The sequence below is a fragment of the Arthrobacter sp. 9AX genome (assembly GCF_902506095.1).
GTDB lineage: Bacteria > Actinomycetota > Actinomycetes > Actinomycetales > Micrococcaceae > Arthrobacter.
This window is the reverse complement of the sequence record NZ_LR733293.1, coordinates 2770176-2788353: the sequence shown is the minus strand read 5'-3', so window position 1 is coordinate 2788353 and position 18178 is coordinate 2770176. Positions and strand designations below refer to the sequence as shown.

Below are 18178 nucleotides of genomic sequence, written 5' to 3'. Positions count from 1 at the left end.
TGCATGTGAAATCGAGGGCGCCGGGCAGGGTGCTGGTCAGCCTGGAGGGGGCAAAACCAGCACAAAGTCGGGGTTTTCATTGTTTGTCAGCAGCCAAAAACCGCCGTCGGGCGTGTGGATCACGTCCCGGATCCGCCCGAACTCCCGTGTGAAATAGGCCACAGGAGTGCCGGCTTCCTCGCCTGCCAGTGGCACTGTCCACATCCGCTGGCCGCGCAGGGCGCCCAGGTAAGCCGTGGAGCCCACAATTTCCAGGCCGCTGGGAGAGGATTCGCTGGTTGCCGGCCAAACGACTTTTGCGTCGCGGAACTCCGTTCGGTGCGGGGCGCCGGTGACGGCTGGCCAGCCGTAATTTCCGCCGGGCACAATCAGGTTCAGTTCGTCATTGACATCGGGCCCGAATTCGCTGGCCCACAACCGCCCGTCACCGTCCCACGCCAGTCCCTGGACGTTCCTGTGTCCCAGGCTGTAGACGGCGTTGCCGAATGGATTGCCAGGGGCGGGATCGCCGTCGGCTGTCAGGCGAAGGATCTTACCGCCCAGCGCCTCGGGATCCTGCGGCTGCTCCCTGCGCTGGGAGTCCCCGGTTCCGACGTACAGGAAGCCATCCGGGCCGAAACGGATCCGGCCGCCGTTGTGCGTGGAGGCTTTGGGAATCCCGGTAAAGATCACCTCCGGCTCTCCCAGCGAGAGCGTGCCGTCACCGGACGCCGCCAGTTGGAGGCGTGCAATCCTGTTGTCGGATGCGGAGGTGAAGTAGGCGTAGAGGTACCGGTCGGTGGCGAACCCGGGGGAGAGAGCCAACCCCAGCAGGCCGCCTTCGCCGCCGGGAACCACGCCGGGCACTGCACCCAGTTCCCTGGCAGCACCGGCCCGGAATGATTTGAGCAGGGCCGTGTCGCGCTCCGAGATGACCGCCGTACCATCCGGCAGGAATACCGCGGCCCAAGGGATGTTCAGCTGAAGATCCAGGCGCTGCGGCGTTCCCGGCGCCGGATCCGAGGATGCGCTCAGGGACGGACTGCTTCCCGTGGGAGTTTCGTCGGGGTGGCCCGTGCAGGAAGCCAGGAAAAGGGCGGCGCAGGCGGCAACGGCGGCCAGTGCGGATGCACCCGGGGGTAACCGCCGACGCAAACCTGCTGTGCTAGATCCGCCTCCGCCGCGGCGCCCTGAACCCGGCAGCCTCGGCATGGGCGGGCGACTCGAACCACACGTCGGCCCTGGCCTGCTCATACTCAGCGTGTCCCTCCTCGTAGTAGACCATTCCGCCGGCGTCGCCCTTCACGGTGTAATCGGCCGGCCCGCTGCCATCAGCAGCTGCCGACGCCGAGCCCGCACCATAGGGCTCTTCGGCGGCCAAGTGCCCGGTCGATTCCGTGGATCCCTGTTCCGTTGGTGCCTGTACCGCCGGTGCCATCTCCGTGTTAACCGGCCGCGTTTGTGCCGACATCGCCGCAGGGGCCTGGCCCTCTGTCCTGTCCGCTCCCGTTTCCACCAGAGCAGAGGATTGCGTCCGGTCCTGTGTTTCCGCTGCCGCGGCGTCGGTGGGGAGGGCTATGCCTGCGCCGCCGGCCACGGCCGGGGACGCCGTGGCTTCGGTCCGCTTGTCCTCCGGTTCCTCCAAGGCGGCCGTTTCGGCCCCCGGGAGGGTAGGTGCCTGCGGCGCGGTGTACTCGGGGTGGTGAACCACCGGCTGCGGGGCGCCCCCGGCATCATCCTGGTGCGCCGCTCCTTCCCGAAGCGCTGCTCCTTCACGAAGCGTCGCGCTGTCGCGATGGGCCGCGCCTTCAGGGGAGGGGGCTGCGCCCGAGGCTTCAGACCACTGGGTCTCCCATTCAGCGTCGTCCTGCACCCGGTGGTCCGTCCGGGCGGCAGCTTCCGGGCTGCCCGCGGCCCCTGCCGTGCCGGGTGCGTGCGGTCCTTCGCTTCCGCGCTCCGCCCCAGCGGCAGCAGCGTCAGCGGTTGCCCGGGCGGCTGTTTCCGCCGGCTCATCGGCCGTGGTGGGCGCCGCCGGTTCTGCCGGGCGGCCGAAGCCTGCCGCGCTGGCTATGCCGGACGTGCCGGCAGCCTCGGCGGACGCTGCAGCGCTGCCCCCGGAAAGAGCACCGTCGGCCCGGGTTCCCGAGGTGCTGCGGGTCCCTTCAGGTTGGCCGGCGGCCCGGCCGGCATCGGCGGACTTCCTGGCGTTCAGCCTCCACCACACAACACCCACCAGAACAGCGAGCAGAATGATCAGGAAGACGGCTTCCATGGCAATCCCTTCAGACGGTTTGACAAGGTCCTTTGCCCCGACGCTACGTCGGGTCAACATCACTGTCCAGCACTTTGACCTGCCGGGACGCCGTATTTTGGCGGCGCCCGTTCACCCGCTGCTGCCATGGGCCGCGCTAAGGGGGCCCACTGCGGTCCGCATGCGTGACTGACGGGTAACGCAAGCCACAGAAGACAAAGGAGTCGCGGGCCGTCATCTCAATATTCGGGATCGCTGTCCGCCTTTGGTCTGAAATATTCCCGGTTTCCTGCTTAACCGGCCCGAGCCTGTCGTCGCGCTGTTCTGCGGAGCCATAGACTTTCCCCTATGAGTGAGGACACCCAGACCGCAACGGACAGCAAGCCTGACATCAAGCCGCGCAGCCGGGTAGTGACCGACGGCATCCACGCGGCCCCCGCGCGGGGCATGTTCCGGGCTGTGGGCATGGGCGACGACGACTTCGCCAAGCCGCAGGTGGGTGTCGCCAGCTCCTGGAACGAAATCACGCCGTGCAACCTCTCCCTGAACCGGCTTGCCCAGGGTGCCAAGGAAGGCGTCCACGCGGGCGGCGGCTTCCCCATGCAATTCGGTACCATCTCCGTCTCGGACGGCATCTCCATGGGTCACGAAGGCATGCACTTTTCACTGGTCTCCCGCGAAGTCATTGCCGACTCCGTGGAGACCGTGATGCAGGCCGAGCGCATCGACGGCTCGGTCCTGCTGGCCGGCTGTGACAAGTCCCTCCCGGGCATGCTGATGGCGGCAGCCCGCCTGGACCTGTCAAGCGTCTTCCTCTACGCCGGATCCATCATGCCCGGCTGGGTCAAGCTCGAGGACGGCTCCGAAAAGGAAGTCACCCTCATCGATGCCTTCGAAGCTGTGGGTGCCTGCGCCGCGGGCAAGATGAGCATGGAAGACCTGACCCGCATTGAAAAAGCCATCTGCCCGGGTGAAGGCGCCTGCGGCGGCATGTACACGGCCAACACCATGGCCTGCATCGGCGAGGCACTTGGTATGTCCCTGCCCGGCTCCGCCGCTCCGCCCTCGGCAGACCGCCGTCGTGATGAATTCGCACGCAAGTCCGGCGAAGCGGTAGTCAACCTGCTCCGCCAGGGCATCACCGCCCGCCACATCATGACCAAGAAGGCCTTCGAAAACGCCATCGCCGTCACCATGGCTTTCGGTGGCTCCACCAACGCCGTCCTGCATCTGCTGGCCATCGCCCGCGAAGCGGAGGTGGAGCTCACCCTGGACGACTTCAACCGCATCGGCGACAAGATCCCGCACCTGGGCGACCTCAAGCCCTTCGGCCGTTATGTGATGACCGACGTAGACAGGATCGGCGGCGTGCCGGTGATCATGAAGGCGCTGCTCGACGCCGGATTGCTGCACGGCGACTGCCTCACCGTCACCGGCAAGACCGTCGCGGAGAACCTTGAGGCGATCAACCCGCCGGACGTTGACGGCAAGATCCTGCGCGCACTGGACAACCCGATCCACAAGACCGGCGGCATCACCATCCTGCACGGCACCATGGCGCCCGAAGGCGCGGTGGTGAAGAGCGCGGGCTTTGACGCCGACGTCTTTGAAGGCACGGCGCGCGTCTTCGAGCGTGAGCAGGGCGCACTCGACGCGCTGGACAACGGCAAGATCCACGCCGGCGACGTCGTGGTCATCCGGTATGAGGGCCCCAAGGGCGGGCCGGGCATGCGCGAAATGCTCGCCATTACCGGGGCTATCAAGGGTGCGGGCCTGGGCAAAGACGTCCTGCTCCTCACCGACGGGCGCTTCTCCGGCGGCACCACGGGCCTGTGCATCGGCCACGTTGCGCCCGAAGCGGTGGACGGTGGCCCCATCGCATTCGTCCGGGACGGCGACAGGATCCGCGTGGATATCGCAGCCCGCAGCTTCGACCTCCTGGTGGACGAGGCCGAGCTCGAAGCCCGCAAGGTGGGCTGGGAGCCGCTGCCAGCCAGATATACCAAGGGCGTCCTGGCCAAGTACGCCAAGCTGGTGCACAGCGCATCAACAGGCGCATACTGCGGGTGACGTCTTCCCCTTGCGTGGGGCGCTGAGCGCCCGATGCAAGGGCCCCTCGGCATCACCCTTATCAAGCCGTTCCCGGCGTGGGTGGGTCGCTGAGGGTTGATCCCTTCGCTGCTGGGATCAATTAGTGGACAATGGAGTCCACATGGTGAGATCGTGCGATGCCTCGTTGACACGTATCTTGCCCAGAGGGAAAACTGAACGCATGACTTTCGTTACCGCCGGCACCGTCGTCGTCCTTACCAAGCGCGTGGCACATTAGCCTCCACTGGTAACGAACCGTCACGCGCAAACCCCTCGAAGAGCCGCCAGGCTGAGGGGTTTTTTTATTTCCCGCAGTTTCGATGAACCACAGATGATCCACAAGGAAGAGTCCGATGAGCAAAGGATCGCCGATCAGCCCCTCGCTGATGGCTACCAAGTCCGCTGGAGCCCCCAAGGCTCCGGAACGCGCCGACCGCACGGCAGACCACGCCGTCGTCGTCGCCGACCTTGCTGCTGCCTCTCCTGTCCTTGGGCCGAACAACGTTGTACCCCCAACGGTGATGACCGGCTCGCAAGCTATTGTCCGCTCGCTCGAAGAACTCGGCGTCGACGATATTTTCGGTTTGCCCGGTGGCGCGATCCTGCCCACCTATGACCCCTTGATGGCCTCCAGCATGAATCACGTCCTGGTCCGTCACGAACAGGGAGCCGGCCACGCCGCGCAAGGCTACGCCATGGTGACCGGGCGGGTGGGCGTTTGCATCGCCACCTCAGGCCCCGGCGCCACCAACCTCGTAACCGCCATCATGGATGCCCACATGGACTCCGTGCCGCTGGTGGCCATTACCGGCCAGGTGTCCAGCGGTGTGATCGGCACCGATGCCTTCCAGGAAGCCGACATCGTGGGCATCACCATGCCCATCACCAAACACTCTTTCCTGGTGACGGACCCCAACGACATCCCGCATGTGATGGCTGAAGCCTTCCACCTTGCCTCCACCGGACGTCCCGGTCCGGTCCTGGTGGACGTTGCCAAGGACGCCCAGGTTGGCCAGATGACCTTCTCCTGGCCGCCGCGGGTGGACCTGCCCGGCTACCGCCCTGTCACCCGCGGGCACAACAAGCAGGTCCGCGAAGCCGCCAAGCTGATCGCCGCTGCCAGCAAGCCCGTACTGTACGTGGGCGGAGGCGTGGTCAAGGCCCACGCCTCGGCCGAACTGCTGGCCCTCGCCGAGGCCACCGGGGCTCCCGTTGTCACCACCCTGATGGCCAAGGGCGTCTTCCCCGACTCGCACCCGCAGCACGTGGGCATGCCCGGCATGCACGGAACTGTGTCCGCGGTGACCGCCCTGCAGCAGTCCGACCTCCTCATCACGCTCGGCGCCCGGTTCGATGACCGTGTGACCGGTGTCCTGAAGACATTTGCACCCATGGCCAAGGTCATCCACGCGGACATCGACCCCGCGGAAATCTCCAAGAACCGTGCGGCCGATGTGCCCATCGTGGGCTCGGTCAAGGAAATCATCCCGGAACTGACAGAAGCAGTGCGTACCCAGTTCGAGGCCTCCGGCACCCCGGACCTCACCACCTGGTGGGCTTTCCTGAACAACCTGAAGGAAACCTACCCGCTGGGCTGGACCGAGCCGGAAGACGGACTCACCGCCCCGCAGAAAGTCATCGAGCGGATCGGTGCGCTGACCGGACCGGAAGGCATCTACGTAGCAGGCGTTGGCCAGCACCAGATGTGGGCGGCGCAGTTCATCAAGTACGAGCGCCCGCACGCCTGGCTGAACTCGGGCGGAGCCGGCACCATGGGCTACGCCGTCCCGGCCGCCATGGGCGCCAAGGTGGGCGAGCCGGACCGGGTAGTGTGGGCCATAGACGGCGACGGCTGCTTCCAGATGACCAACCAGGAACTGGCCACGTGCGCCATCAACAACATCCCCATCAAGGTTGCCGTCATCAACAACTCCTCCCTGGGCATGGTGCGGCAGTGGCAGACCCTCTTCTATGAGGGCCGCTACTCAAACACCGACCTCAATACCGGCCACGACACCGTCCGCATCCCGGACTTCGTCAAGCTGGGGGAGGCCTACGGCTGCGCGTCCTTCCGCGTTGAGCGCGAAGAGGACATCGATGCCACCATCCAGAAGGCCCTGGAAATCAATGACCGCCCCGTGGTCATCGACTTCGTGGTGAGCCCCAACTCCATGGTGTGGCCGATGGTGCCCGCCGGCGTGAGCAACGACCAGATCCAGGTTGCCCGCAACATGACCCCGGAATGGGAAGAAGAGGACTGACCATGAGCCGCCACACACTTTCCGTCCTGGTTGAAGACAAGCCGGGCGTGCTGACCCGGGTTGCCAGCCTCTTCGCCCGCCGGGCCTTCAACATCAACTCCCTGGCCGTTGGCCCCACCGAAGTTCCGGGCATCTCCCGGATGACGGTGGTGGTCGACGCCGATGGCGACCTCATCGAGCAGGTCACCAAGCAGCTCAATAAACTGATCAACGTCATCAAGATTGTTGAGCTGACCCCCGAATCTTCCGTACAGCGTGACCACATCCTGGTTAAAGTACGTGCGGATGCCGCAACTCGTCTGCAGGTGACCCAGGCCGCAGACCTGTTCCGCGCCTCAGTGGTGGACGTGTCCACCGATTCCGTCGTCATTGAGGCAACCGGCCACCCCGAAAAGCTCACCGCGCTGCTCTCAGTGCTTGAGCCCTTCGGCATCCGCGAAATCGTGCAGTCCGGCACCCTGGCCGTTGGACGGGGATCCCGCTCCATGAGTGACAGGGCGTTGCGCTCCGCGTAGGAACCTGCCGGGCATGCCGCCCGGCAGGGCGCGACGCCCGTAACCGCACCACCGAACACCTATCTACAATCCACTCAAGAGGAGTTACGCAAGTGACTGAAATGTTTTACGACGACGACGCCGACCTGTCGATCATCCAGGGCCGCAAGGTTGCCATCGTTGGCTACGGCTCCCAGGGCCACGCGCACGCGCTGAACCTGCGCGATTCCGGCGTCGAGGTTGTCATCGCGCTAAAGGACGGTTCCAAGTCCGCCCCCAAGGCCGAAGACGCAGGCTTCTCCGTCAAGAACGTCGCGGACGCCGCCGAATGGGCCGACGTCATCATGATCCTGGCGCCGGACCAGCACCAGCGCTCGATCTACAACGACTCCATCAAGGACAAGCTGACGCCCGGCAAGGCCCTCGCCTTCGCGCACGGTTTCAACATCCGGTTTGGCTACATCCAGGCACCGGAAGGCGTTGACGTCATCCTCATCGCCCCGAAGGCTCCCGGCCACACGGTCCGACGCGAATTCGAAGCCGGCCGCGGTATCCCGGACATCATCGCCGTGGAGCAGGACGCTACGGGTTCAGCGTGGGAGCTGGCCAAGTCCTACGCCAAGGCCATCGGCGGCACCCGCGCCGGCGTCATCAAGACCACCTTCACCGAAGAGACCGAAACCGATCTCTTCGGCGAGCAGGCAGTCCTCTGCGGCGGCGTGTCCCAGCTGGTCCAGTACGGCTTCGAAACCCTGACCGAAGCCGGCTACCAGCCGCAGATCGCCTACTTCGAGGTACTCCACGAGCTCAAGCTCATTGTGGACCTCATGTGGGAGGGCGGCATCGCCAAGCAGCGCTGGAGCGTTTCCGACACCGCTGAGTACGGCGACTACGTCTCCGGCCCGCGCGTCATCACCCCCGAGGTGAAGGAAAACATGAAGGCTGTCCTCGCCGACATCCAGTCCGGTGCCTTCGCCAAGCGCTTCATCGAAGACCAGGACAACGGCGGCGTTGAGTTCAAGGAACTGCGCGCCAAGGCTGAGCAGCACCCCATCGAGGCCGTTGGCCGCGAGTTGCGCTCCCTGTTCTCCTGGCAGCAGCAGGACGTGGACTACGTCGAAGGTTCCGCCGCCCGCTAAAGGCCGCCACTGAGGCGCCATCAAGGCAACGTGAGGCCGGGTTCACTCTTAACAATGTGAGCCCGGCCTTTCCGTGGGCCTAGACTTGTTTCCATCCCCAGGACTGCAACGCAGAGGATCAGCCGTGTCAAAACCCGTAGTACTGCTCGCCGAAGAACTTTCTCCCGCCACCATCGAGGCCCTCGGCCCGGACTTCGAAATCCGCCAGACCGACGGCGCTGACCGCGCCCAGCTGCTCTCTGCGATCGGTGACGTTGACGCGATCCTGGTCCGCTCCGCCACCCAGGTGGACGCCGAGGCAATCGCCGCCGCGAAGAACCTGAAGGTCATCGCCCGGGCAGGCGTGGGCCTGGACAACGTGGACATCAAGGCCGCCACCCAGGCCGGCGTGATGGTGGTGAATGCTCCCACGTCCAACATCGTCTCCGCTGCAGAGCTCACGGTAGGCCACATCCTCAGCCTCGCCCGCCACATCCCGCAGGCCAGCGCCGCCCTCAAGGACGGCGAATGGAAGCGCTCCAAGTACACGGGCATTGAACTGTTCGAAAAGAAAATCGGCATCATCGGCCTCGGCCGCATCGGTGCGCTCGTGGCAGCCCGGCTCAAGGGCTTCGACACCAGGATCCTCGCCTACGACCCCTACATCACCTCCGCCCGGGCAGCGCAGCTCGGCGTGCAGCTGGTCACCCTGGACGAACTCCTGGCCCAGTCCGACTTCATCACCATCCACATGCCCAAGACCCCTGAAACCGTGGGCATGCTCGGCGCCGACGCGTTCAAGAAGATGAAGAGCACTGCGTATGTGGTGAACGTTGCCCGCGGCGGCCTGGTGGACGAGGAAGCCCTCTTCACCGCCTTGCAGGACGGCGAAATCGCCGGTGCCGGCGTGGACGTCTTCGCCAAGGAGCCCAGCACGGACCTGCCGTTCTTCAAGCTGGACAACGTGGTGGTCACCCCCCACCTCGGCGCATCCACCGACGAAGCGCAGGAAAAGGCCGGCGTGTCGGTGGCTAAGTCCGTCCGCCTCGCCCTCGCAGGCGAGCTGGTTCCCGACGCCGTCAACGTCGCCGGCGGCGTCATCGCCCCGGACGTCCGCCCGGGCATCCCGCTGATCGAGAAACTGGGCCGGATCTTCACCGCGCTGACCCACGACTCCCTGACCCAGTTCGACGTCGAGGTGGCCGGCGAGATCTCCTCCCTGGACGTCAAGGTCCTGGAACTGGCGGCACTGAAGGGCATCTTCGCCGACGTCGTCACCGAGCAGGTCTCCTACGTCAACGCCCCCGTCATCGCCGAGCAGCGCGGCATCAACGTCCGCCTGATCACCACCCCGGAGACGGAGTCCTACCGCAACGTCCTGACCTTGCGCGGAGCCCTCAGCGACGGCAGCCAGATCTCAGTGGCCGGCACCCTGACCGGACCCAAGCAGATCGAGAAGCTGGTGGGCATCAACGGCTTCGAAGTTGAAATCCCCATCAGTGAGCACCTCGTGGTGGTCGCCTACACCGACCGCCCCGGCGTCATCGGTACCATCGGCCACATCCTGGGCATGAACAACATCAACATCGCCGGCATGCAGGTGGCACGCCACGACCAGGGCGGCCAGGTCCTCGCGCTGCTCACCATCGACAGCTCCGTGCCGCAGCAGGTGCTGGATGCCATCAAGGCAGGCATCGGCGCCGAGATGGTCCGCGAAGTGGACCTGGAGGACTAGGTCCAGCGGGAAACGCCGTAGCGTCGGCCTCCGCTCGGCGCGTCCCGGCGAGGCCACGTATGATTGGCCGGTCTGCTTACAATGGCACGGTCCTGGTTCAGGACCGTGCCGGCAGGCCGGCCAATACCTTTTGCACATCCGTCCGTAATCGTCTACGTCCGCGGACTCGAATGTGCGCACGCAATCCAGGTTTCAGGGAGTTCCATGAACGCCGTCCAGAGGTTCATCAGAAGCAGGGTGCTGCTGTTGACCGCGGCCATCTTGATCGCAGCAATGTGCTTGTCGGTCGTCGTCCAAAGCCAGTCGCAGGCTGCACTCAGCCGGACCGTCGATGAAAATTCACGGGGACTCTACGACGTCCTGGTCCAGGCAAAGGCGCCCTCGGGTGCGCTGCTGCAGCCGGAGATTGCCAACGGCACCGGCGGCATCAGTTTCGAGCAGCTGGACGCCATCAAGAAGCTGTCCGGCACCTCGGTGGCCGCTCCCATCAGCCTGGTGTCCCGCGTGACGCAGAACCTTGAGGCCCCGCGGCTGGACGCCATGGACTACCTGGGCTACAACGCCGGGTTGGCAGGAACCGCGACGGCGGACCAAGCCGCAGGTGCCACCGCTCCGGCCCAGTGGCCCGCGGCAGAGTCCGTGCTGAGCGACCAGACGAAGAAGTACCGCCTCACGGCCAGCGCCGTGAGTTCAGACGGCGTTTCCGAGCAGACGCTGTTCAAGTCCACCGCCGAGGGCAGCCTGGGCAAAGCCAAACTTGTCGAGGAGAAGGCTGCCGGCGGCAGCAGCATCCGCATCGCTGCACCCGAAGGTGAAACGGGCATCAAGTTTGCTGCACCGGCGGGCGGTTCCGAGCACAACCTCTTCAACCTGTCGGTGTCGCTGCCCCTCGCCCCGGAAGTGACGGAGTCTGTGGTGGCCGTCGATCCCGCCGCCGAGCGCGCTCTGCTGGGATCGTCCGGTGATTTCCTGGCTCCGCTCGAAAAGGCTCCGCCTGCCGACGCCCGCAACGCCGGGGCCGTCGGCCGGTACCTGGAAGGCCTCTTCACCAATGGAATCGGGCTGGACCAGCTGGAGGAAGGACCGGACTTTCTGGGCGTGAAGCTCAAATACTGGGCACCGCTGATGACCCAGTACCAGCAGGCCAAGCGCACCGGCCAGCTCACCGCCGATTCCCAGGCCATCCCGCTGGTGGTCCGCTCGGGCACGTCCCTGGACCTTAAGTACAACGTCAAGATCGAGGAAATCGACGACGCCGGCAAGGTAGTCAAGGACGTCGGAACAGTTTCCAGGTCCTTGGGCAAGGACTACCTGCCGTTTGTTTCGAAGGACCCCTTTGTCCTCTCCTGGCCCGGTTCCACCGACCACACCTCACTCCTGGGCGCCACCGGAAACTTCAACCAGGGCCTCTACACCCCGACCACGTGGAGTACCGACTTCGCGGCCGCGCCGCAGTACACCGATGGCAAGACCGAGGCCAACGGTGCCGTGGACAAGACCGCCGTGCCCGGCGAATGGGTCACCGTGAACCGACTGCCCGAGAAGAGCGCCAACGGTGCCCCCGTGGACCAGACCCAGCGCGAACCCGTGGACGAGCGGTCCTACCGGGAAAACCTGGCGACCGGCGGGAAGAAGGCCGCAGCGCCGCTGGCCATGGTTTACGGAACATTCGACCCCTCCGCAGTGGCGCAGGCCGCCGGTGATGTCAACAAGCTTCCCCTGGGCGGCTACGACCCCACCCCCTTCAGCCTGGTCAAGGACGCCGGGGGCAAGGACGTTCCAGCCGCTGAGCTTAAGCCGTCCCTGAGCGCCACCGGGCTCGCCAGCCAGTCCGCCGGTGCCATCACCGATTACTACGGCCTCGCCGCCGCCCGCGGCTACACCCAAAACGCCGCGGTCATCGACGCCGTCCGTGTCCGTGCAGCCGCCCCCGGCAGCTGGAAAGAGGCCCAGCCGGAGGTTGAAAAGCTTGCCGCCGAGATCCGCGGCATGGGCCTGGAATCCACCATTGTGGCCGGCTCCGCCCGCGAGGACGCCAGCATCTTCGTGCCCGGATACTCGAAGGACGGCGCCGGCAAGGAGTCGGCCCTGGGCACCGTCCAGCAGTCCTGGGTCCGGCAGAACGCCGCCGACGCCGTGGCCGGCTCCCTCTCCGGAACCAACATCACGCTGCTGTTCCTGACGCTGTGCGGTGCTGCGCTCCTTACCGGAGCCTCCACAGTCAGCTACATCCGCAAACGGCGGTCCGAAGCTGGAACCCTCCGGGCGATGGGCTGGACCCAACGCCGGATCCGCAGCTGGGTGCTGGAGGAATTCGGGGTGGGCGCTGTCCTCCTTGCCGTGGCCGGCCTGGTCCTGAGCCTGGTCAGCTGGAGCGTGTCCACCGCCCTGGTGTCCGTTTCCGTCCTGGTCCTTTACGCGGCTGCGGCCTTCTTCGCCGCGCAGCAGCTGCGCCACCGCGACGAGATTGACCAGGAACCGCAGCACGACGAGAGGCTCATCCCGGTGGACTCGCCGCTGACCTTCGCGAACCGGCAGCTGGGCACCAATAAGTTCAACACCTTGTCCCTCGCCGTTGCGGTGGGTGTCTTCGGCGCCGCCGTGGGCGGGCTGATCGCACTGCTCATCGACATTCCCCGGGCAGCCGGCGCCAGCGCACTGAGCGGACTCGCCGCTGCCAGCGTTGCCCTGCCCAGCATCCTGCTGGCGCTCTCCGGTGTGGTGGTGGGGCTGGTGCTCACCCTGGTCACCGGGCGTTTTGAACTCAATGCCAAGCGCCAGTACCTTGGCATCCTCGAAGCCATGGGCTGGAACCCGGACATGCTCCGGCAGGTCCGGCTGTTCGAGAATGCGCTGGTGGGAACCGTGGCCCTGCCGCTGGGAGTGCTGGGCGCCTTGGGCATCGGCCTGCTGCTGGCTCCATACGCCGCCCTGTGGGCAGGCGTGGCCGGGCTTGTGGCTGTACTTTGCTGGATACCGATTGCAACGAAAGTGGTCCAATGACAAACCAGACGAATGTCCAGCGGAGCCGCCGGTCCGGCTCCGGCGACGTCCCCCTGCAGACGCGCGCCAACACCATCGTCAAGGCCGCTGACCACGGGACGCCGCTGGAACTGAGCGACATCACCATCCGCTACGGTGGCGGCAAGGGCGGTGCCGAAGCCGTCAGCGTGGTGGAAGGCTTCGACCTGACGCTGCACGCGGGGGAGATGCACTGCGTCGCCGGCCGGTCCGGCTCCGGCAAGACCAGCATCCTGACCGTCAGCGCGGGACTGACCCTGCCGACGTCGGGCCGTGTCTTCTGGGAAGGTGATTCCCTCGAAAGCATGGGCGATGACGAAATCGCCGACCGCCGTCGTGGGCTCATCGGCTACGTGGACCAGGGCGGCGCGCTGATCGACGGAATGAGCGCCCTCGAGAACGTGCTGTTGCCGGCCGTTCCCGACGGCGAAGTGGACCAGCGCCGGGACATGGCCAAGGACCTGCTGGACCTGGTGGGCCTGGGCCGGCGCATGCGGCACCGCCCCGCCCAGCTGTCCGGCGGTGAACGCCAGCGCGTTGCGATCGCCCGCGCACTGATCCTGGGAACCAGGGTCCTGGTGGTTGACGAACCCACCGCGAGCCTGGACCGCGCCTCGGCCAACCGCATCATCAGCATCCTGAAGGACACCACGTCCGACGGGATCGCAGTGCTGGTGGCCTCGCACGACCACGAACTCGTCCGGCTCAGCGATACCCTGACTGAACTGATCTAGCCTGTCCCTCCGCACCGAAGGTAACGTCCGCCCGTGACTGCTTCAGAGAAAACGCCGTTCTACATCACCACGGCCATCACCTACCCCAACGGCGTGCCCCACATCGGCCACGCCTACGAATACATAGCCACCGACGCCATGGCGCGCTTCAAGCGCCTGGACGGCTATGACGTGATGTTCCTGACGGGCACGGACGAGCACGGGATGAAGATCGCGCAGACCGCGGAGAAGGAAGGCATCACGCCCAAGGAGCTGGTGGACCGGAACGCCGAGGTCTACAAGGCTGCGCATTCAGCCCTGGGAATCACCTACGACCGCTTCATCCGCACCACCGACCAGGACCACTACGCCGCCTCGCAGGCCATCTGGAAGAAGATGGAGGCCAACGGGGACATCTACCTTTCCAAGTACGAGGGCTGGTACTCCGTCCGGGACGAGTCGTTCTACGGCGAGGATGAGACCGTGGTCAAGGACGACGGCGTGCGCTACTCGAAGGAGACGGACACCGAGGTCACGTGGACGGCGGAGGAGAGCTACTTCTTCCGGCTGTCGGCCTACCAGGACAAGCTCCTGGCGCTCTACGAGGCACAGCCTGAGTTCGGCGCCCCGCAATACCGCTTCAATGAAGTCATCAGCTTCGTTAAGCGCGGCCTGGAGGACCTGTCCATCAGCCGCACCACCTTCGACTGGGGCGTCCCGGTGCCCGGTAACGACAAGCACGTGATGTACGTCTGGGTGGACGCCCTGACCAACTACCTCACCGGCGTGGGTTACCCGGACATCGACTCGGAGAAATTCCGGAAGTTCTGGCCGGCCGATGTCCACGTCATCGGCAAGGACATCTCCCGCTTCCACGCCATCTACTGGCCGGCCTTCCTGATGAGCGCCGGCCTGGAGCTGCCCAAGCGGGTCATGATCCACGGGTTCCTGAACAACAACGGCGTCAAAATGTCCAAGTCGTTGGGCAACGTGGTGGCCCCGGCCGACTTCGTGGCGCAGTACGGCCTGGACCAGGTGCGTTTCTTCTTCCTGCGGGAAGTCCCGTTCGGCGCGGACGGCAGCTACAACCATGAGGCAATCGTGGGCCGGATGAACGCCGACCTCGCCAACAACTTCGGAAATCTCGCCCAGCGTTCACTGTCCATGGTGGCCAAGAACTGCGAAGGGAAAGTGCCCGTTCCCGGGGCCTTCACTGCTGAGGACAACGCCATCCTTGCCCAGGCGGCCGGTTTGCTGGACGCCGCACGGGCAGCATTTGAAAAGCAGGAGTTCAGCCGCGCCCTCGAAGCCATCTGGGGTGTGCTCGGCGACACCAATGCCTACTTCGCCGAGCAGGCCCCCTGGGTGCTGCGGAAGACCGACGTCGAACGCATGAACACCGTACTGTACGTAACGCTGGAAGTCCTGCGCATCGTCGCTGTCCTGGCCCAGCCGGTAATGCCCACGGCCACCGGCAAGCTGCTGGATGCGTTGGGCCAGGCCGAAGGGGAGGCCCGGCAATTCGCTGCCATCGGCACGCCCATTGTGGCCGGGACTCAATTGCCGGCGCCGACTCCGGTGTTCCCGAAATACGAGGAACCGGCCGAGGCCTAGGCCCGCTGCCCGGGCGGGGGCTTCCCTGCCCGGGCCGCCGCTCCCTCCGTCCAAGTGGTAAGCCCGTCCTGATATGAGTACCGGCTACTGGAGACTGCGAAACAGTACCCAACATAGCCTGTTCCTGTTAGCAAACTGACGATTCGCATCTGGGAGAACCGTCCGCCCCGATGCCGTCTGTTTGCGTTTTTTGGCCGTCACCAGGGGCGGGCGCTTTTCTCCCTTACGTCTGATCAGTTTGACGCAGACGAAGGACGGAGACGGAGAAATGAAACGGATCCTTGCGGTCATAGGTGTCAGCGGCCTCGCATTACTCGGTGCCACGGCTCCCGCCGTAGCGGGTGACGACGAAGAATCTGACCACAAAATCACTATTTGCCACGCGACCGGTTCGGAAAGCAATCCGTATGTATCGGTGACTGTTGACAAGCACTCGCTGAAGGGCCATCTGGACGAGCACGGCGGCGACATCATCCCGTGGCGGCAGAACTGGGACGATGCAGGACGCGCGATCTTCGACAACGGGTGCGAGCCTTGCCCGGTGCCACCGGTTGAAGAACCGGAACCGCCGGTTGTCACACCCGAGGAGCCTCCGGTTGTTGTACCGCCGGTTGTCACACCGGAGCAGCCTCCGGTTGTTGTACCTCCCGTTGTTGTACCGCCGGTTGTCGCTCCCATCGGCGCTGTGGTTGCGCCTCCGGCCGCCCCCGCCAGGGTGGTCAACAACCCGGGGTTCAACGTCCAGACGGCGGTAGCGCCTTCTTCCGGCCCGGCGATTGCTCCTTGGGCCGCGGGCCTGGCGGCGATGTTGCTCTCGGTTGGCGGCTTAGCAGCCCGCAGGGTACTGCTGGCCGGCAGAGGTTCCCTGGCCAGCAAGGTCTGACCCCGGGACCCCGCCCCGGCCAAGGTGCCGGGTAACAATGCGGCAGGCGGTGCACCCCACAAGGCCCGCCGCCTGCCAACAACACGTAAAGTTCCCACCAACGCAGGAGGGAATCAGATGGTCAGCAAACACCAGACACAGCAAGAGGGTGCGCCCCCGACCATGCACCTTCCACTGTCCGATCCTGCCGAGGTGTCCGCTGACGTCCGGCGGGGGAGGATATTGTCTGCCAGGAGCATTCTGTTCGTGTTCCTGTGCGGGTTGCTGGCATATGTTGTCTTCGCTGCCCCTGCCCTCCTCAGCGGGCAAAGTGCGGGACCCGCGGCACCTACCGTCGCGGAGACGCAGTTGCCCGCCGCCACTGCACCGGCGGGCAACACGCCGCTGGCCTCGCCACCGACGGCGACGCCTTCGACGGCACCCGTTCCCGCAGGGCCGCCGGCTGCATCTCCGCAGCACCTTCTTTACCCTGCAGCGGGCATCGACGTAGTGGTCAATCCGCTCGAGCCCACGGCTGAAGACAAGGAAACGCAGACCATCGTTCCCCCGGCCACCATGGACGGGTACTGGCTGACGCCCTACGGAAGCCCCGGGGCAGGGTCAACGAACACCACCTACATCGTGGGCCACAGCTGGCAGGACCGCGATGCGCCTTTCAACCACCTCAGTACGCGCGCCGCCGCCGGAGACAGGCTCACGGTGGCAACCGGCACAGGGGAACTGGTGTACCAGGTGGATTCGGTGACCACCTATGTTAAGTCCGGGTTGAAGGACAGCCCCATCTGGGAAGTCGCGCCCAACAGGATTGTTTTGATCTCCTGCTACACGGACGACCCGTGGGGGACCAACGTGGTGGTGGTGGCTTCGCCCGCCGCCGGGTAGTGCTTGTTCGGATAATGAGACGGCTTGACCAGCATATGGATGACTTGGCTACCCTGAAAGTATGAGCGCATCCTCCATCGATCTTGCAGTTATCCCCGGCGACGGCATTGGCCCTGAGGTCATTGCGGAGGCACTGAAGGTGCTGGAAAAGGCTGTGGCCTCGGAGGGTGTTGAGCTCAAGCAGACGCACTACAAGCTCGGTGCGGAGCATTGGCTGGCCACGGGGGAGACCCTTCCGGACGAGGTCCTGGCGGACCTCCGCACCCGGGACGCCATCCTGTTCGGCGCGGTGGGCGCAGCCCCCGGCGACACCCGTATCCCCTCGGGCATCATCGAGCGCGAAATGCTGCTCAAGCTCCGCTTCAGCCTGGACCACTACGTGAACCTGCGGCCTTCACGGCTCTACGGAACAGTGGGCAGTCCGCTGGCCAATCCCGGCGTCATTGATTTCATCGTGGTGCGCGAAGGCACCGAAGGCCCGTACGTCGGCAACGGCGGTACGCTCCGCGCCGGCACTGCCCACGAGGTGGCCACGGAAGTTTCGCTGAACACCGCCCACGGTGTGGAGCGTGTGGTCCGGGACGCCTTCCGCCGCGCCAGCGCCAGGGAGCGCAAGCACGTCACGCTCGTCCACAAGCACAACGTCCTGGTTTACGCGGGCCACTTGTGGAAGCGCACGGTCGAAGCCGTGGCGCAGGAGTTCCCCGAGGTCACGCACGACTACCTGCACGTTGACGCCGCCACGATCTTTATGGTCACCGACCCGTCCCGCTTCGACGTGATCGTCACGGACAACCTCTTCGGCGACATCCTCACCGACCTCGCCGCAGCCATCACCGGCGGTATCGGCCTGGCCGCCTCGGGGAACATCAACATGGACCGGACCGCGCCGTCGATGTTCGAGCCGGTCCACGGCTCAGCCCCGGACATCGCCGGCCAGGGCAAGGCTGATCCCACGGCCGCCATCCTCTCGGCGGCACTCCTGTTGGACCACCTCGGATACGCGACGGCGGCCCGCAGGATCGAAGCGGCAGTAGTTGCCGACGTCGAAAAGCGCGACGGCAGCGCACGCAGCACAAGCGCCGTAGGCGACGCCATCGCCGCTGACCTCTAGCCGCGCCCGGGACCTGCCGGCA

At 65.5% G+C, this 18178-nt stretch carries 13 protein-coding genes; 11 read left to right on the top strand and 2 right to left on the bottom strand.

Annotation, left to right across the window (positions count from 1 at the left end; all coding sequences use genetic code 11):
- Positions 1–36 precede the first annotated feature (36 nt).
- Positions 37–1134, bottom strand: a complete 1098-nt coding sequence (locus BACI348_RS12855; RefSeq protein WP_236557552.1) for a PQQ-dependent sugar dehydrogenase — start codon at positions 1132–1134, stop codon at positions 37–39.
- Between the two features lie 10 nt (positions 1135–1144).
- Entirely contained in the window at positions 1145–2251 is a 1107-nt protein-coding gene (locus tag BACI348_RS12850) for a sunset domain-containing protein (protein WP_159826356.1), read from the bottom strand.
- A 327-nt stretch (positions 2252–2578) separates the two neighbouring features.
- On the opposite strand from BACI348_RS12850, the gene ilvD reads away from it, so the two are divergent.
- From ilvD to BACI348_RS12795, 11 genes are all read left to right on the top strand, one after another.
- On the top strand, positions 2579–4300 hold the full coding sequence (ilvD, locus tag BACI348_RS12845; protein ID WP_159826354.1) for a dihydroxy-acid dehydratase: 1722 nt from the start codon (positions 2579–2581) through the stop codon (positions 4298–4300).
- Positions 4301–4674: 374 nt separating this feature from the next.
- Positions 4675–6582, top strand: coding sequence for an acetolactate synthase large subunit (locus tag BACI348_RS12840; RefSeq protein ID WP_159826352.1), 1908 nt, complete (start codon positions 4675–4677; stop codon positions 6580–6582).
- Positions 6583–6584: 2 nt separating this feature from the next.
- Positions 6585–7097 carry an acetolactate synthase small subunit gene (gene ilvN / locus BACI348_RS12835; RefSeq protein WP_079597732.1) on the top strand — a complete coding sequence of 171 codons (513 nt, stop codon included), beginning with the start codon at positions 6585–6587 and terminating at the stop codon, positions 7095–7097.
- Positions 7098–7189: 92 nt separating this feature from the next.
- Entirely contained in the window at positions 7190–8215 is a 1026-nt protein-coding gene (ilvC, locus tag BACI348_RS12830) for a ketol-acid reductoisomerase (RefSeq protein ID WP_159826350.1), read from the top strand.
- Between the two features lie 124 nt (positions 8216–8339).
- A complete protein-coding gene (serA, locus tag BACI348_RS12825; protein ID WP_159826348.1) occupies positions 8340–9929 on the top strand; it encodes a phosphoglycerate dehydrogenase in 1590 nt (529 codons plus the stop codon).
- Between the two features lie 204 nt (positions 9930–10133).
- Complete coding sequence (locus tag BACI348_RS12820) at positions 10134–12932, top strand: ABC transporter permease (RefSeq protein ID WP_159826346.1); 2799 nt, start codon at positions 10134–10136, stop codon at positions 12930–12932.
- Positions 12929–13684, top strand: coding sequence for an ABC transporter ATP-binding protein (locus BACI348_RS12815; RefSeq protein ID WP_159826344.1), 756 nt, complete (start codon positions 12929–12931; stop codon positions 13682–13684). The genes BACI348_RS12820 and BACI348_RS12815 overlap by 4 nt, the downstream gene beginning before the upstream one ends.
- A gap of 33 nt (positions 13685–13717) precedes the next feature.
- Positions 13718–15277: a methionine--tRNA ligase gene (gene metG, locus BACI348_RS12810; protein WP_159826342.1), complete on the top strand. Its 1560-nt coding sequence runs from the start codon at positions 13718–13720 to the stop codon at positions 15275–15277.
- A gap of 268 nt (positions 15278–15545) precedes the next feature.
- On the top strand, positions 15546–16160 hold the full coding sequence (locus BACI348_RS12805) for a hypothetical protein (RefSeq protein WP_201298422.1): 615 nt from the start codon (positions 15546–15548) through the stop codon (positions 16158–16160).
- 162 nt (positions 16161–16322) lie between these two features.
- Positions 16323–17042: a class F sortase gene (locus BACI348_RS12800; RefSeq protein WP_159826338.1), complete on the top strand. Its 720-nt coding sequence runs from the start codon at positions 16323–16325 to the stop codon at positions 17040–17042.
- A gap of 61 nt (positions 17043–17103) precedes the next feature.
- Positions 17104–18156: a 3-isopropylmalate dehydrogenase gene (locus BACI348_RS12795; RefSeq protein WP_159826336.1), complete on the top strand. Its 1053-nt coding sequence runs from the start codon at positions 17104–17106 to the stop codon at positions 18154–18156.
- Positions 18157–18178 lie beyond the last annotated feature (22 nt).

What these genes read in the sequence shown, in the direction of transcription:
- BACI348_RS12850 (WP_159826356.1), bottom strand. Translation starts at nt 2,251, where the DNA reads ATGGAAGCCGTCTTCCTGATCATTCTGCTCGCTGTTCTGGTGGGTGTT.
- ilvD (WP_159826354.1), top strand. Translation starts at nt 2,579, where the DNA reads ATGAGTGAGGACACCCAGACCGCAACGGACAGCAAGCCTGACATCAAG.
- BACI348_RS12840 (WP_159826352.1), top strand. Translation starts at nt 4,675, where the DNA reads ATGAGCAAAGGATCGCCGATCAGCCCCTCGCTGATGGCTACCAAGTCC.
- ilvN (WP_079597732.1), top strand. Translation starts at nt 6,585, where the DNA reads ATGAGCCGCCACACACTTTCCGTCCTGGTTGAAGACAAGCCGGGCGTG.
- BACI348_RS12820 (WP_159826346.1), top strand. Translation starts at nt 10,134, where the DNA reads ATGAACGCCGTCCAGAGGTTCATCAGAAGCAGGGTGCTGCTGTTGACC.
- BACI348_RS12815 (WP_159826344.1), top strand. Translation starts at nt 12,929, where the DNA reads ATGACAAACCAGACGAATGTCCAGCGGAGCCGCCGGTCCGGCTCCGGC.
- BACI348_RS12805 (WP_201298422.1), top strand. Translation starts at nt 15,546, where the DNA reads ATGAAACGGATCCTTGCGGTCATAGGTGTCAGCGGCCTCGCATTACTC.
- BACI348_RS12800 (WP_159826338.1), top strand. Translation starts at nt 16,323, where the DNA reads ATGCACCTTCCACTGTCCGATCCTGCCGAGGTGTCCGCTGACGTCCGG.
- BACI348_RS12795 (WP_159826336.1), top strand. Translation starts at nt 17,104, where the DNA reads ATGAGCGCATCCTCCATCGATCTTGCAGTTATCCCCGGCGACGGCATT.